At 41.1% G+C, this 14,855-nt stretch carries 14 protein-coding genes; 8 read left to right on the top strand and 6 right to left on the bottom strand.

Features of this window, described 5'->3' with window-relative positions:
- Positions 1-54: 54 nt before the first annotated feature.
- Both ACTWPF_RS00795 and dacB read right to left on the bottom strand, forming a co-directional pair.
- Positions 55-810 carry an AAA family ATPase gene (locus ACTWPF_RS00795; protein ID WP_443147981.1) on the bottom strand — a complete coding sequence of 252 codons (756 nt, stop codon included), beginning with the start codon at positions 808-810 and terminating at the stop codon, positions 55-57.
- Between the two features lie 284 nt (positions 811-1,094).
- Complete coding sequence (gene dacB, locus ACTWPF_RS00790) at positions 1,095-2,624, bottom strand: D-alanyl-D-alanine carboxypeptidase/D-alanyl-D-alanine endopeptidase (RefSeq protein ID WP_443147980.1); 1,530 nt, start codon at positions 2,622-2,624, stop codon at positions 1,095-1,097.
- Positions 2,625-2,904: 280 nt separating this feature from the next.
- Here dacB and ACTWPF_RS00785 point away from each other — a divergent pair, with 280 nt between their 5' ends.
- Positions 2,905-3,264: a Lin0512 family protein gene (locus ACTWPF_RS00785; protein WP_106898391.1), complete on the top strand. Its 360-nt coding sequence runs from the start codon at positions 2,905-2,907 to the stop codon at positions 3,262-3,264.
- Positions 3,265-3,418: 154 nt separating this feature from the next.
- Here the strand turns inward: ACTWPF_RS00785 and ACTWPF_RS00780 are convergent, their stop codons facing one another.
- Both ACTWPF_RS00780 and ACTWPF_RS00775 read right to left on the bottom strand, forming a co-directional pair.
- Positions 3,419-3,985, bottom strand: coding sequence for an NADPH-dependent FMN reductase (locus ACTWPF_RS00780; RefSeq protein WP_443147979.1), 567 nt, complete (start codon positions 3,983-3,985; stop codon positions 3,419-3,421).
- A 12-nt stretch (positions 3,986-3,997) separates the two neighbouring features.
- Positions 3,998-5,056 (bottom strand): LLM class flavin-dependent oxidoreductase, encoded by a 1,059-nt coding sequence (locus ACTWPF_RS00775; protein ID WP_443147978.1) that lies wholly within the window; start codon positions 5,054-5,056, stop codon positions 3,998-4,000.
- Between the two features lie 150 nt (positions 5,057-5,206).
- Here ACTWPF_RS00775 and ACTWPF_RS00770 point away from each other — a divergent pair, with 150 nt between their 5' ends.
- Positions 5,207-5,554: a winged helix-turn-helix transcriptional regulator gene (locus tag ACTWPF_RS00770; protein ID WP_036578047.1), complete on the top strand. Its 348-nt coding sequence runs from the start codon at positions 5,207-5,209 to the stop codon at positions 5,552-5,554.
- Between the two features lie 50 nt (positions 5,555-5,604).
- Here ACTWPF_RS00770 and ACTWPF_RS00765 read toward each other — a convergent pair whose 3' ends face one another.
- Positions 5,605-7,074 (bottom strand): MDR family MFS transporter, encoded by a 1,470-nt coding sequence (locus ACTWPF_RS00765; RefSeq protein WP_443147977.1) that lies wholly within the window; start codon positions 7,072-7,074, stop codon positions 5,605-5,607.
- Between the two features lie 202 nt (positions 7,075-7,276).
- Between ACTWPF_RS00765 and ACTWPF_RS00760 the strand changes: the two genes are divergently transcribed.
- The 5 genes from ACTWPF_RS00760 to ACTWPF_RS00740 all read left to right on the top strand — a co-directional run bounded on the left by ACTWPF_RS00760 (position 7,277) and on the right by ACTWPF_RS00740 (position 11,845).
- Complete coding sequence (locus ACTWPF_RS00760; protein ID WP_238021098.1) at positions 7,277-7,645, top strand: group-specific protein; 369 nt, start codon at positions 7,277-7,279, stop codon at positions 7,643-7,645.
- A 54-nt stretch (positions 7,646-7,699) separates the two neighbouring features.
- Entirely contained in the window at positions 7,700-8,506 is an 807-nt protein-coding gene (locus ACTWPF_RS00755) for a GNAT family N-acetyltransferase (RefSeq protein ID WP_443147976.1), read from the top strand.
- Positions 8,507-8,760: 254 nt separating this feature from the next.
- A complete protein-coding gene (locus ACTWPF_RS00750; protein ID WP_234368408.1) occupies positions 8,761-9,285 on the top strand; it encodes a sigma-70 family RNA polymerase sigma factor in 525 nt (174 codons plus the stop codon).
- Positions 9,278-10,411 (top strand): DUF4179 domain-containing protein, encoded by a 1,134-nt coding sequence (locus tag ACTWPF_RS00745; RefSeq protein ID WP_106898397.1) that lies wholly within the window; start codon positions 9,278-9,280, stop codon positions 10,409-10,411. Before ACTWPF_RS00750 ends, ACTWPF_RS00745 begins: the two co-directional genes overlap by 8 nt.
- Positions 10,412-10,978: 567 nt before the next feature.
- Positions 10,979-11,845: an SDR family oxidoreductase gene (locus ACTWPF_RS00740; RefSeq protein WP_443147975.1), complete on the top strand. Its 867-nt coding sequence runs from the start codon at positions 10,979-10,981 to the stop codon at positions 11,843-11,845.
- Positions 11,846-11,910: 65 nt separating this feature from the next.
- Here ACTWPF_RS00740 and ACTWPF_RS00735 read toward each other — a convergent pair whose 3' ends face one another.
- Complete coding sequence (locus ACTWPF_RS00735; RefSeq protein WP_106898399.1) at positions 11,911-12,324, bottom strand: GNAT family N-acetyltransferase; 414 nt, start codon at positions 12,322-12,324, stop codon at positions 11,911-11,913.
- Positions 12,325-12,570: 246 nt separating this feature from the next.
- Here ACTWPF_RS00735 and ACTWPF_RS00730 point away from each other — a divergent pair, with 246 nt between their 5' ends.
- Positions 12,571-14,751, top strand: coding sequence for a Xaa-Pro dipeptidyl-peptidase (locus tag ACTWPF_RS00730; protein WP_443147974.1), 2,181 nt, complete (start codon positions 12,571-12,573; stop codon positions 14,749-14,751).
- The last annotated feature ends 104 nt before the right edge of the window (positions 14,752-14,855 follow it).

Below are 14,855 nucleotides of genomic sequence, written 5' to 3'. Positions count from 1 at the left end.
GTTTAACTCCATTATATCGCTATACATTGTAAGAAATAAGGGTATTCTTTATTGTTATTCAAACAAATGATGCAGCAACCTATCCTTATTCTCAAAAAACTGCTTCATAGTGCGGTAGTGGCCCGTTTCCTCTAATGCTGTTTCTTGCATGCCATCCTCTGTCAGTTCGATTAGTTTTGCACCAGGATAAGCCATCAGAATGGGGGAATGGGTCGAAATAATAAATTGGGCTCCTTCATTAACAAGCTCATGAATTCGTGCAAGCATGGACATTTGTCTTAATGGCGAGAGTGCAGCTTCAGGCTCGTCCAATATGTAAATCCCTTCGCCAGAGAATCGGTGCAGAAAAGCCGCAAAGAAGGACTCACCGTGTGATTGCTCATGGAGCGACTGGCCACCAAAGGAATCAATTATACGTCTGCCCCCACCTATCTCCTTGTCCATTTCCTCAATATTTGTGGCAACATTGTAAAACGACTCCGCTCGAAAAAAGAAGCCATCCCTTGGACGTAACGGGCCCTTTGCCACTCGCAAATAATTGTCGAGCTCAGAATGGGAATCATAGCTGGAAAAATTGAAATTACGTGTGCCACCCTCTGGATTAAAGCCCAATGCAACAGCAATCCCCTCTAACAGAGTCGACTTGCCCATCCCATTCTCTCCTACAATATAGGTCACATTTGGATGGAAAGTTAGCTTATCCAAATGTCGAATAACTGGGAGATCAAAGGGAAAGCGATTATAGCTTGGAATATGATCTCTTTTTAATTCCATGCTTTTAATATAAGCCGTTGATTCATCAAGTCGCATCGTTCCACCTCTTTTTTCTTTATTTTAACAGAATTGTTTGCCTTTTGGGAGAGTTTGCGTGGGTAGGCTTAAGTATTCGCTCGATTCACTTGCGGGGGCTGATGATTCACTTTTGGCTGCTCTCGATTCACTTCTCGGTGCCGACGATTCACTTCCATTTGATGACGATTCTCCTTGGCTAATTTCGATTCATTTTCCTACTTTGGTGCAGCACGCTCTTATTTGCAAGCCTAAATACTAAAAAGCTACCCTCCATACGGAAGGGCAGCTTTCGTTACCTTTACTTATTCGGAAAATTGATGCTCTGCTAGGGTAGTTGCAATGTCATCCTCTATGGCGCGCATACTGGAGCTTGACCCGAGATAGTTGTTAATTAGAATGGAGAAAATGAGTTCCTCTCCGTCTGCTGACGTTACATAGCCAGATAGCGTGGACACGCCGGTTAGCGAACCTGTTTTTGCCGTGACATTCCCTTTTGCTGGCTCTTCTGTCATTCGGTTACGCAATGTTCCACCGACAAACCGATCTGATTCACCAGCAATAGGGAGCGCATATTGAAATTCTGAGAACCAATCTGTTGCTTGAATTTCATATAAAAACTGGGCAAGATCACTTGCTGGTATCATCGTCTTATGCGACATGCCAGATCCATCGCGTAATTGAATCGTATCTTTATCCATTCCAAACTGGGCTGCCACGTCTTCGATTACGTCCAGACCTTCATCCCAGCTTCCTTCACCGGCGACGACTTTCCCCATTTCTTTGGTAAGCACCTCACCATGGCCGTTATTGCTTAGTTTCATAAATGGAATCAACAGCTCATGAAGTGGCATTGACTGCTTGGATGTAAGCAGCTGAGCATCTTCAGGTGTGGCACCAGTCTTTTCCTCAGATTTACCTATAAATTGAATGTTCTCTTCTTCCAATGCTTTCTTAAACACATCTAGAGCATAACCTGTGGGTTCCCAGACAGATGACCACGAGCGAGAATTGGATCCATCCACCGGCATCGTTCCCTCTACGACAATCGTATTGGTACCATGCTCGCGTTCAATGGAGATATCCTTACTCTCATCTGCAGGGACCATCTTGGTTTTGTTTTCTATTGTGACATAATCTGTTTCAGGGCTTAGGCTTATCTCCGCCTTTCCACCGGGTTCATCGGCAGGGCTTACTTGGACAATAACTGTACCTGCGTCATAATCTTCATTTGGAGAGAGAGTTAGTGCAGAGACTTGGGCTCCTGTATAAAAAGGCTCGTCCGACCAATTTAAGTCCTGGGAAAGCCGCACATCGTCATACCATGTGTCATCACCAATTAGATCTCCTTTTACCTTTTGAATGCCTTGAGTTTTCAGTTCTTTAGCAAATTGATCAAGATCTTCTTTTAATAGCGTAGGATCTCCCTTCCCTTTCAGATAGAGGTCTCCATGTAGGACTTTTCCACGTTTTTTTCCGTTTGTCAGTACTTCCGTCGAAAACTGATAATCTTTTCCCAATGTTTCCAGAGCAGCTGCAGCTGTAAGGATTTTCATATTGGAGGCTGGATGTAAACGAATATCTCCATCCTGTGAAAAGAGTTGTTCTCCTGTCTCAGCTTGCATGATATTTACACCTGTTATTGCTCCGTCCAACTGTTCATTATCTAGGATGTGGCGCAACTTTTCTTCCAAGTTCGCTTCGTCAAATTCTATGTCGGTTATCTCATCGGTTGCTTTAACAGATTGTCCACCTTGATCAAGAAATGGAAAAACGGCGAGGACAGCAATGATCAATAAAAATAGCACTTGTTTCAAACGCATCTTTGACATCATACCCTTGTACACCCCTTTAAAATTTTGAATATTTAAATTATACAGTAAAATATCTTTGCTTAGTAGAGTTCTAATAGAAAAGGGTTACATGGGCCTAGGTGTCATGCAAAGATCCAACCATAGAAGGGTTTCCTCTATCCTAGTTATTTCTTCTATGAAATGCTGCTAGATGAGCTGTCTATTCTATTTGATTTGTCTTCAAGATCCCGTGTTTGATTCCGTTCCACCTCGGGAACCGCCTAATATGAACGATAAATCCTTCATAGAGAGGAGTTTTATAATGAATCAAGTTCTTTTTATTCAAACAGGAACTGGTATCGACGTTCATGGACAGAATATAACGAAGGCAGCTGTCCGTGCAGTAGAAAATGCGATCTGGTTTAACTCCATGCCAGGCATTGAGAAAAGCCTTCCTGAACAACAATTAGAAAATATGAAAGTACAGGTGAAGTTGGCTGTACCGCTTGAACGAGAGCAGCTGGATACGGAAAGCGTTAAAAAGGCTATCCCGTACGGCTCCGTTTCGGTAGATGTTACAGATGGTGGAATGGCCACATCCAGTGGGATCACCCTGAAAGACAAAGGCGATGAAAATGACTTAATGTATATTGTGAATGCTGCGGTTGAAGTAGGCTATTAAGAATTTTGATCTTAAGGTTTTTCTGGTTTTCTCCCACCCAAAGCAGGACAAGGCTGGCATACGCCCCTTGTCCTGTTTTTTGGTGTATTTAAATTGGTTTCGCTTTTAAGTGGTCACACGGGACTTCTGCTCTTCTCGCGCGACTTTCTATAACTTAAAAATCATACTCCGCTTCTTTAGCTTCACGAATTTTCGTATAGGTCTCGGTTAATACGACGGTGTCTTCGACGAGTCTTTCAATTCGAAAATGGACATCATCATTGGTGATTTCTTTGCGATAAAAGTCACTTTCTTCAATGAACACATAGGTTTGCACGATTTGGGCTTTCATGTACCCAAGAATCGGCTTTAATTGCTGCTCTACAATTAAGAAATGCTTTGCAGATCCAGCCGTCACAAGCATACTGACTACCTTATCTTGAAAAGCGTTTATTGGCAGTAAATCAAAGATATTTTTTAAAGTAGCCGGGATGGAAGCCTGGAATATTGGGGTTCCTATAATCACAGCATCTGCTTCCATGATCGTTTTCGTCACATAGCCGGTATCTCCCTCATAATCAAGGTAGTTGCGCCCATCACTAAATTGGATATCATAATCGGCTAGGTCGAGTAGTTCTGTCTCTATTTCTGGATACTTTTCTTGTAATTTCGTTATCGTATAATTCATAGCGGTTCTTGTTTTGGAGCCAACTTTTGAGCCAGATAGTCCCACAATCTTCATCTGAATTCACCTCTATTTTTTTGCTGTATGTTTTTTGATTGCCGGAAGAATTTCTGTTCCGATGATTTCAATGTTTTTACGTAGCTTATCGAACGGCATACCACCAAAATCTATTTGGGCAATATAGCGCTGATGGCCAAACATTTCATGCTGGTAAAGCATCTTTTCGATGATTTGCTCTGGGCTCCCTATATTCATAATACTATGCGGGTCTGCACCTTGTGCAAAGGCTTGTTTTGGAAAGCCTTGTCCATTTGTACGCTTCATACCTTCGTTAATATGTGGATACATATCCCTAAGCGCCGTTTGCATGTCTTCAGCCGCGTAAAAGAATCCAGCAGTTGCAACAGGTAGCTGGTCTGTATCAAACCCTCGGCTTTGAGCTGCTTGGCGATACGCATCAATTGATCGTTTAAAGCTGCTTGCTGGTCCGCCTAGATGAGCTAAGAACATTGGCACACCTGCATAGCCTGCTTTAATTGCACTGCCAGGTGAACCACCGACAGCACGCCAGATTGGCAATGAGCCGTTGAGTGGGCGTGGAAGTACTTTGGCATTGTTTAACGGAGAGCGAAACTCACCTTCCCAGTTTACAACCTCTTCTTCATTAATTTGTCTTAGTAAATCAAATTTCTCTTCAAATAACTCCTCATAATTGCGAACATTATAGCCGAGTAAATCAAACAAGCCAATTCTTGATGCTCGCCCGGCAACAATCTCCGCACGCCCACCAGAAATTAGATCAATTGTAGCAAAATTCTCATAAACACGCACGGGATCTGATGTGCTAATAATAGTCGAGGAACTGGCAATTTTTATATTCTCTGTAGCCTGGGCGATCGCTGACAAAACAACGGCATGTGCCTGGGTAGCGAAGAAGTCCTGATGACTCTCGCCGACACTAAAGAAATCAATTCCCGCCTGATCGGCCAGTTTTGCTAATTCAATAATTTCCTGTATGCGTTGCTGTGCAGGAATTCGTTTTCCTGTATGTGGGTCTGGCAGATGATCGCCGAGTGTGTAAAGCCCGAATTCCATTCCTTTGCTAGGATCTATACGATATTTTTCCATTCATTCTCAACCTTTCTATCTTACATAATCTATATCTGCATTCTTTCTATTTTTCCATTATAATGCTATTGTAAGGTATAATGAATTTTTTATGAAGTACGCACTATAAAGTGGTATAGTATACAAAAGGATACTAAAGGAGCGAAAAGCATGGATAAGGTACCAGAGTTATGTCGCGTTGAGGATGCACTTAGTATTTTGGTCGGAAAATGGAAGCCTATCATTCTTCTTCATTTACTGCAAAAGGGGACACAACGATTCAGTGAGCTTAAACGCAGTATGCCCGGAATAACACAGAAAATGTTAACAAAACAATTACGTGAGCTGGAGGAAGAGGACATTATTGAGCGGGTTGTGTATCCACAGGTCCCTCCAAAAGTAGAATATTCTATGACGGAATATGGGAGAAGTCTAGAGCCGATCCTAGAAGCAATGCATGAATGGGGAACAAAGCATACCATCCATAAACAAGCTAAGCTCGACCAGCAAACCTCCTAACTTTATATATAAACGAAAAAGCTCTCCCTTTATGGAAGAGCTTTTTTCGTTTACTCTGACATGCTTTCTTCATTAATCTTACGTGTCATTTCTTTTTCTTCCTTTGGTGAGCTTAGGAAAAATGCGAGTAGTAGACCAACGAATGCTAGTACGGTGCTTCCCATAAACGCCCATTCAAACCCTTGGATTTGGGCAAGCTGACCAATCGCATTTGCTGATTCATTTTCTTCTGGTGTAAACTGCTTCGCCCCAACTGTCGTCAAGGTGACAAGAATAGCTGTACCGATCGAAGCTGAGATTTGCTGCAATGTATTAGCCATTGCCGATCCATGTGCATACCATTTTGGTGGTAACTGATTTAATGCCGATGTCATAACTGGCATTAAAGCGAAAGATAAACCAAACATCCGAATGGCATATACCGTGGACAGGTAAGCAAATGATGTTTCCATCGATAAGTTTGTGAAGAAGAAGGTCGTTACCGTAACAATGGTAAGACCCGTGATTGCTAGATACTTACCACCAAATCGATCAAACAGAATGCCTGTGATCGGAGACATAATTCCAATAACAATGGCTCCTGGTAATAGCATTAGCCCTGATTCAAGTGGGCTAAATCCAAGTGTGTTTTGCATAAATAGTGGAAGGAGTGTCTCTGCACCAATTAGAGAAATCATCACTGCCATTGTTATTACAATCGCCAGGCTAAAGATACGAAATTTAAAAATACGGAACTCGAGAATCGGTTGTCGAAGCTTCAATTGTCTCAGTATGAACAACGTAATTAAAATTGCTCCGCCGATAATCGCAATCAGGACAGCAGCGCTTCCCCAGCCGTGCTCTGAGCCAATACTAAATCCGTAAAGAAACCCTCCAAACCCAAGTGAAGAAAGAATAACCGATAGGACATCTAACTTTGGTTTGCCAAGATCCGTCACATTTTTGAGGAAAAGTGCTGCCAAGATTATGGTAACCACCACTATTGGTAGTACAGTGAGGAACAGTGCCCGCCACTCGAAGTGTTCCAGTAGCCAGCCGGATAAGGTAGGTCCGATTGCAGGTCCGAACGCAATGACAATACCAATCAATCCCATTGTTGTTCCACGTTTCTCTACTGGAATAATCGCCAGCAATACTGTCATTAAGAGTGGTAGCATTATCCCAGAGCCAGATGCTTGAATAACCCTTCCTAACAGTAGTACAGGGAAAACAGGAGCAAGCGCTGCAGTCAATGTTCCTATTCCGAATAGACTGATTGCTGTTAAGAACAGCCCGCGGGTCGTAAATCGTTCAATAAAGTAAGCTGAAATCGGGATCATAATCCCATTCACCATAAGAAATGCTGTTGTCAGCCATTGAACCTGAGCTTGTGATATTTGAAACGCATGCTGGATCGTTGGAAGTGCTGTCGCTAAAAGCGTTTCATTAATAATCCCCATAAATGCGCCAACTAGCAATGCTATAATCATTGCAATTTTTTGGCCTTTAGGCAGATTAAATGAATTCGCAGATGTAGCCATATATATCCTCTCCTTCTTTCTATCTTTGTTAATCGTGGGTTTTTTATGTAAAAACCTAAGACATCTCTTTACTATATCGGATACTTTCGCTTTCAAACAATTAATGTGCCTGTAATTTTTATTAATTTTTGTTTATAATTGAATATTTTGACATAGTGGTATAATAAAGGTGCTTACCATAAAAAGAAGAAGGAGATACAGGATGAAATATTATATTGCATCAAGCTTTCAAAACAAAGAAAATGTCCAAGCTGTCAGTCAGTATCTTTTCTCTAAAGGACATGTGAATACATACGATTGGACTTTAAATGAACGCGCAAACACTGTTGACCAACTCGAAAGGATTGGCACATTAGAAAAACAAGCAGTAGCAGACTGTGACCTATTTATTCTGTATTTACCAGGTGGTAAGGGTAGCCATGTTGAACTTGGTTTGGCATTAGCCTATGGTAAAAAAGTTATTATCTACAGGGAAAAGGCGTTTTCACCAGAAGAAGCATCAAGTTTTTATTACGTTGAAGGTGTGAACCATGTGTTTGGGGACTTGGAGAAGCTATTTAAGTTATTTTGACTTTCTAAGAAACTATATTAAGCAGGCAGATATAAAAAGAAAGGGGTGATCCTATTGCATCGAATTTTGACACCATCTCTCGTTCAGAAGATAGAGAAAATGGAGGTAGCAGTACTTGATTCCCGACTGAAAGCAATTCAGGGTATTCAGGGAAACCCCATGCAGGTGGAGATGGAGCAGTTTGGGAAGGCGGTAGCGTTTACTGCTAAGCAAATCCCTGGCACTGCTTTTAACACTGTGAGGGGGCTTCACGGAGAGGATATAGATAAGATAGACGAAATTCTTACCTTTTTTCAGGAGAGAGAAATCCCTGCCCAATTCGAGCTAACGCCAGCTTCTGTATCTGAGGAGCTATTAAACTTGTTAACGGAAAGGGGATATAGCCAGAACCGATTTCATGCTACACTCTACGGATCCTGCGAGGAATCTTTTCCCATGTATCATCCTGAAGTGGCCATACATAAACTCGATATAAATGACTTCCATACGTTTGCAGACATTTACACGAAAACTTTTCAAATGCCTGTTTTTTTAAAAGAGGCAGTCGCACAAAATAATACTGTTTTATACGGGAAAACAGGCTGGAGCTTCTACCTTGCTACTATCGGACAAGTGCCTGCAGGTATTGGGGTACTGTTTATCCAGGACGGAATTGCCGAGATGGCGGCAGCAGCTACGTTACCGGAATTCCGCAATAAAGGGGTACACCAGGCATTACTTCAAGAACGGATTAAGCACGCGTTGGAAGCAGACTGCCACCTACTAGTCGGACAGGCAACCTACCTGAGAACAAGCCAGCGGAATATGGAAAGGGCCGGGATGAGACTTGCCTACACAAAGGCGATTTGGCGGAAAAGGTAAGATATGAAAGCATTTTTAAACTGAAGTATCTCAACATTCTTTTCTATATGCTTTAATTATCCCTCACCTTTTTTCGAGGAACTTCCTTCCACAAACAGTAACCCGCAAATTCATCAACATTGTCTAAACAGCAATGAGACATTTTAGCAGGAGTTCTCTCCTGCTTTTTGTTATTATGTCATATTCATAAAGATGAAGCCAAACAACTAAAACGTGCGTCTAATAAGTAAAATACATTAAGGAAATGTAGGTGAGTGACAATTATTGACTTAGTTTATAAAGCACAAAAAGGCAATGAAGAGTCTTTTTTATCACTATTTCAAAAGTACGAAAAAGACATTTATCGGATGGCATATTTATATGTGAAAAATAAGGAAGATGCCCTTGATGTTGTTCAAGAAACTGCTTATCGAGCGTTTAAAAAAATTAACACCTTGAAGAATCCGGAGTTTTTTAAGACTTGGTTAATAAAGATAGCAAAAAGTTGTGCAACTGATGTTCTAAGGAAAAAAAAGAAGGTAATTCATTTAAATCTTGAACAAAAAGATTTTATTGAGTCAGATGATCATGATCTACCTCTTTCGTTAACCCTACAAGATTTACTAGATACTTTAGATGAACGCGAAAAAAGTATAATACTTTTGAAGTTTTATTACGGTTATACCCTTAAAGAGATTTCAAAGATCGAGGAATTGCCACTGGGAACAGTAAAATCGGTTTTATATCGTACATTAGCTAAGCTTGAAAAAAAGGTTAGAAAGGTTGATATGTATGAGTAATAAAGTAAAACGTGAGTTAGAAAAAATTGAAATCCCAGAGGAATTGCATAATAGGGCAAAATTAGGGGTCATGCAAGCTAAAAAAGAGAGCGAAAAGAAAAATCAAATAGCTGATAACCAGATTCCCACTAGTCCTCTAAATAAAAAGGTCGCTTATTATAAACGAATTTTGATTGTCGCAGCAATTTGTTTGACTATTGTTTCGACATTAACTTTCACACCCGCATTAGCAGCTATACAAGAGGTATATAATAAAATATTTACCAGCGAGCATATTGATGATACAGGTGTTAGAATGGCAGTTATATCAGGAAAAGGGCAAGCACTTGATCAAACATTCTACGATAAAAAATATGACATAACTGTCCACTTTGACAGAGTCTTGACGGATGATAAGGAGACAAAACTCTTACTTACCTATCAGAGCGAAGAAACAAATCTAGAAAATCATTATATTGACCTTTTTGAGGGAGTAAGTTCAATTAATTTAATAGTTGAAAGTGGACAAAAAGTACCTTTAGATAATGTTGGTTGGGGAAGCAGCTATTACGATAGCAAGGAAAATAAAATAACGGAAGCTTTATCCTTTGCTTCAATTAAAGAATATGCAGATCAAGAAATTCGTTTAGAAATCGAAAATTTAACAATCTGGAATGACAGTGGAATGGAGAGTTTACAAACGACATGGCCTCTAGAATTCAAACTCAAACCATCTGCTGTCTCGGATAGAGAAACAGTGGAAGTAAATAAAGAATTTACTTTTAAAGGAGAAACATACAACATTAAGCAAGTTGAGTTTTCAGATCTTGAAACACGAGTTGTGGTGACTGGATCTGATACAAAGCTCCTTACAGATGAAAGTGGCATGCAATACAGGGTAATGAGCAAGTTGGAACATCAATTCCTTAATGCAAGGAAAAATAGTAAAGAGTATGGTTACAGTGTTGATGACGAAAAATCTGGTGTGTTTTTGCAATCAGCAAATGAAAAGATAGATCCAATTTTTAGTAAAGGTGAAGTAGAGGGTGCCGAGGACGAATATGTGATGACCTTCGCTCCGGTTGAAGATCGCCAAGGCTCAATTCTTGAAGTTGGTGAAGAAATTAAAATCCCATTAACTAAGTAAATACACACGGATACTGTAAAAATGCACACTTTCATTCCTAGTTAAAATTAAGGATCTCTTTTGGACCTTAATTGTGCCGATCCTCATTAAAAAAATCGCTCGTCCTTTAGCGAATGTGAAAGTTTTTCTGATACTTGGCACCTCGAAATTTTAACTGCGTGGATGTTGCTTCCTTACTAAAATCTTATACTTCCTAACGTGTAAAAAATAACCATCCCAGCCTAGCAAGCTAATTAAGTGGTGGTTATTTTATCACGCTTATTAGTGAGCTGCCACCTTGAAGGGCTACTGCACTTAACCGTTTGGTGTTACAGCACCAAGCGGTATTTTTTTATATTAAGTATATCCTACTTTACCACTTTTACAAGCCTATCATCATAACTTGAAATAATCTCATTCTTTTCGGGGATTACGCAATTTCAATTTGGCAGTAAATAAAGGTGTTTTTAAGGGAATTTTTTTAATATTAATCGTAAGCGCTATCTCATGTTTTCTTCTTGTCATAGGGTGGAATAGACTATTGTGACGCAAAAAGTAACGTATTTAATCAAGGAGGTAATGTCACTTATGGATCCGAAAGAGATGCAAAAGGGTAGTACCCCTAGACAAAAACAAGAGAAACAACCAGGTATTGAGTCAAAAATGAACCCATTACCGGCACAGCCAACAGAATATAAAGGTTCAGAAAAACTGAAAGGAAAAAGTGCCTTAATTACAGGCGGCGACAGTGGGATCGGACGCGCTGTAGCAATGCTTTACGCGAAGGAAGGGGCAAATGTTGCCATTTCTTATCTTGATGAGCATGACGATGCAGAAGTAACGAAAAAAGCAGTTGAAGCAGAAGGTGTAAAATGCCTGCTACTTCCTGGGGACATTAAAGATGCCGCTCATTGTAGAGATCTCGTACAAAAAACAGTTGATGAATTTGGCAAATTGAACATTCTCGTAAACAATGCCGCAATCCAATTTGTTCGGGAAGATCTAGAGGATATCTCAGATGAACAATTTGAAGAGACATTCCAAGTCAATTTCTTCTCCCAATTCTATTTAACAAAAGCGGCAGTGCCTCATATGCAGGAAGGCGATTCTATTATTAGTACTTCTTCCATTAACGCATATCGAGGGAACCCAATCTTTATGGACTATTCTGCGACTAAAGGCGCTATCACGGCATTTACTCGAAGCATTGCCCAAAGCCTTGCGAAGAGAGGAATCCGTGCCAATTCAGTAGCACCAGGCCCTGTATGGACACCACTTATTCCATCTTCCTTTGATGAAGATGGCGTAGAAGGTTTCGGACAAGATACGTTAATGGGCCGACCTGGCCAACCATCTGAACACGCAATGCCATATGTACTACTGGCTTCAGATGAAGGTTCTTATATCACAGGACAAGCTATCCATGTTAATGGTGGCGCTTGGACCTCATCTTAAGACGTAGCTATTTAAATAGAATGAAGAAAAGTGCAGGGATCCTTTACGGCGCCCTGCACTTTTTATTATCCTTCTAGTTTTGCAAAAGCCACCAATGAACCCTTGTCACAGGACTCGAAGCCATTTTTCTCATAAAAATGCCTCACATCTGGTGCCTCTTCTGTTAACAAGACCTTCTGCCGCACATGCTCATACTTCTGCATCACTTGCTCCATCAACTTTGTAGCGATTCCTTGGTTTTGATAAGCGTTTAATACCAAAATATCTTGGATATAGAGGATCGTTAACCCATCGCCTACGACACGGATTAGGCCGACTAACTCCTCACCATCCCAAGCAGAGATTACGTTAAGAGACTGCTGTAGCGCATTGTACAGAGTGTTTGGATCCTTCGTATACGCATACCATCCCACATCATTATATAATTTTATGACCTGTTCTTTGTCTATGTCTTTACTACCTTGAAATGTTATGTTCATTTCTTCTCCTCCTCAAAATTTATTTATTTTGAAGAGTAAATCCGCAATTTATCCACTGTCTAATCTCTCCTTCCTTTATAATTATTCGACAAATATACTTGAAAACCTTCACTAAAGACGTTCCTTTTTATCAGAACCAATTATCTATTTTAAAATCTAAATTATCTGAAAAATAGTGCTTCTCCCTCTTCTAGCTTACCTCCTTACATGCTATTTTTATACTAGATTAATAGAGGAGGGAATGTATTGTTTAGAAAAACGAATAAAAAAGTAGTACATGCTGTCCTGTCACTTGCTGTTTTGTCTGCACTAGCCACTCCTGAAATCGTACATGGTGCGGCTGATACCGCGCAGGAAAAGGAAGGATACGAGCTGGAAAATGGGGTGACGGAACCCATTTATTCTTATCAAGATGCGATTACGGAAACGATCTATGTAGAATCCACCATGGATAGTGATCGAGATGGGGAACTTGATAGAATCGCTGTAGACATTATTCGTCCGTTGGAAACAGAAGATGACTTAAGCGTCCCTATCATTATGGATGCGAGTCCATATTATGAAGGACTTGGGCGTGGAAATGAATCGGAAATCAAGGACCCAGATCACGATGGAGTAAATGAAATGTTTCCACTATTCTACGACAACTACTTTGTGCCGAGAGGTTATGCGGTTGTACAAGTAGATATGGTAGGAACCAATAACTCTGATGGTTGTCCGCCAACTGGAGGGGAAGAAGAGACCGAAAGTGTGAATGTCGTGATAAACTGGCTAAACGGTAAAGGAAAAGCGTGGAATGAAGCTGGTGAAGAAATTGAAGCTGATTGGTCAACCGGGCAAGTAGGTATGATTGGGAAGTCCTATGACGGAACCTTAGCAAACGCTGCTGCTGCATCTGGTGTGGAAGGTTTAGAGACAATTGTGCCAATCGGTGCTATCAGCAGCTGGTATGACTATTACCGCTATGGAGGGACACCTTTTTATACAAATGGTCCGGGTAATCTATCACGCCTTGTAACAAGCAGCGAGCGTGTAGAAGATTGTGCTGTTGTCCGGGAAGAGATGCGCTTGGCGGCCGATGACGAAACCGGTGATTATAATGCGTTTTGGGACGAGCGTAACTTTGTGAAAAACGCCGATCAGGTGGAGGCAAGTGTGTATGCCATTCATGGCATAAATGATTATAACGTTAAAGCGAATCATTTTTCTAATTGGTGGGAAGCTCTAGCAGAGAACGATGTACCGAGAAAGCTTTGGCTAACACAGACTGGCCATGTTGATCCGTTTGATTTTCGTAGAGCGGAATGGGTAGACACCCTCCATCAATGGTTTGATTATTGGTTACTTGATATTGATAATGGCATCATGGATGATCCAGTAGTGGACATCGAGCGGGCAGCTGACGAGTGGGAAACTCAATCCGCTTGGCCTAACGAAAAGGCTTCTGCCGTCAATGTGCGCTTTGCACCAGCTTCGGAAACCCTCCCTGGCACATGGCTAACAAGCCCATTATTAGATGCTAGCACCCAGTCCTTTACAGATGATCCTTATCAAACCGAACAACAAATGGTGGAGAATGCCTTTAATTCAAAGGAAAACAGGCTCCTATTTCTCTCTCCGGAATTAGGGGATGAGGTGCACTTAAGTGGGGCTCCAGAGCTAAAACTCGATGCTATTGTAGATAAAGAAAATACGCATTTAACCGCATTAGTCGTCGATTATGGTGTTGATGAGAGGGTGGACCATCGTGACCGTGGAGAGGGGATTCGTACACTAGATTCTGAATCCTGCTGGGGAGAGAGCTCTGCATCCGATGATGCCTGCTACAAAGAAACAGAAAAGACGACCGTGGAAGCCCCATACGAGATCGTAACACACGGCTGGATGGATGCCCAAAATTGGGAGTCGTTATCCACGTCTAACCCGCTAATTCCCGGGAATTCATATTCATTCGAATGGGAGGCATTGCCGGAAGATTATATTTTTAAAGAAGGGCATCGAATTGGTATTGTGATTGCAGCGAGTGATGACAGATGGTTAATCCCTGACAACAACCGTGCAACATTTGACGTGTCCCTTGGCGAAAGTACTATTTCCTTTCCTGTTGTTGGTGGAAAAAACGCGCTAGATAACGCACTAGGTTACGAAGGGGGGACATCCCCTGAAAATGCTGGGGACATGAAAAAGATTGTGGACTATTACTTGGATAATGGGGCATTTTCAAATCCAGGCGTATCCCGAGCAGTACAAGCTCACATTCGATCAGTCGAACAGTTTGAGAGAAAAGAGCGCGGCGATAAAGTAATCAAGCATCTGGAAAACCTTAAAGAACTACTCGATAATCAAAAGAACAACAACTTCCTTACAGACGAGGCGTACCTTGTTCTGACTGCTGATGCCAATACAATTATAGACAAATGGAAATAAAGTAGGTAGATAGTCTTTTAAATAAGTTGAGAAAAATAACCATACTTATTTGCCATCTAATATAGGTGGTTATTTTTTTGAGGAAGAGAGAAAGACGGGTTCTA

This window comes from Oceanobacillus sp. M65 (assembly GCF_052246275.1).
GTDB lineage: Bacteria > Bacillota > Bacilli > Bacillales > Amphibacillaceae > Oceanobacillus_B > Oceanobacillus_B jordanicus.
This window is presented reverse-complemented; position numbering and strand designations above follow the sequence as displayed.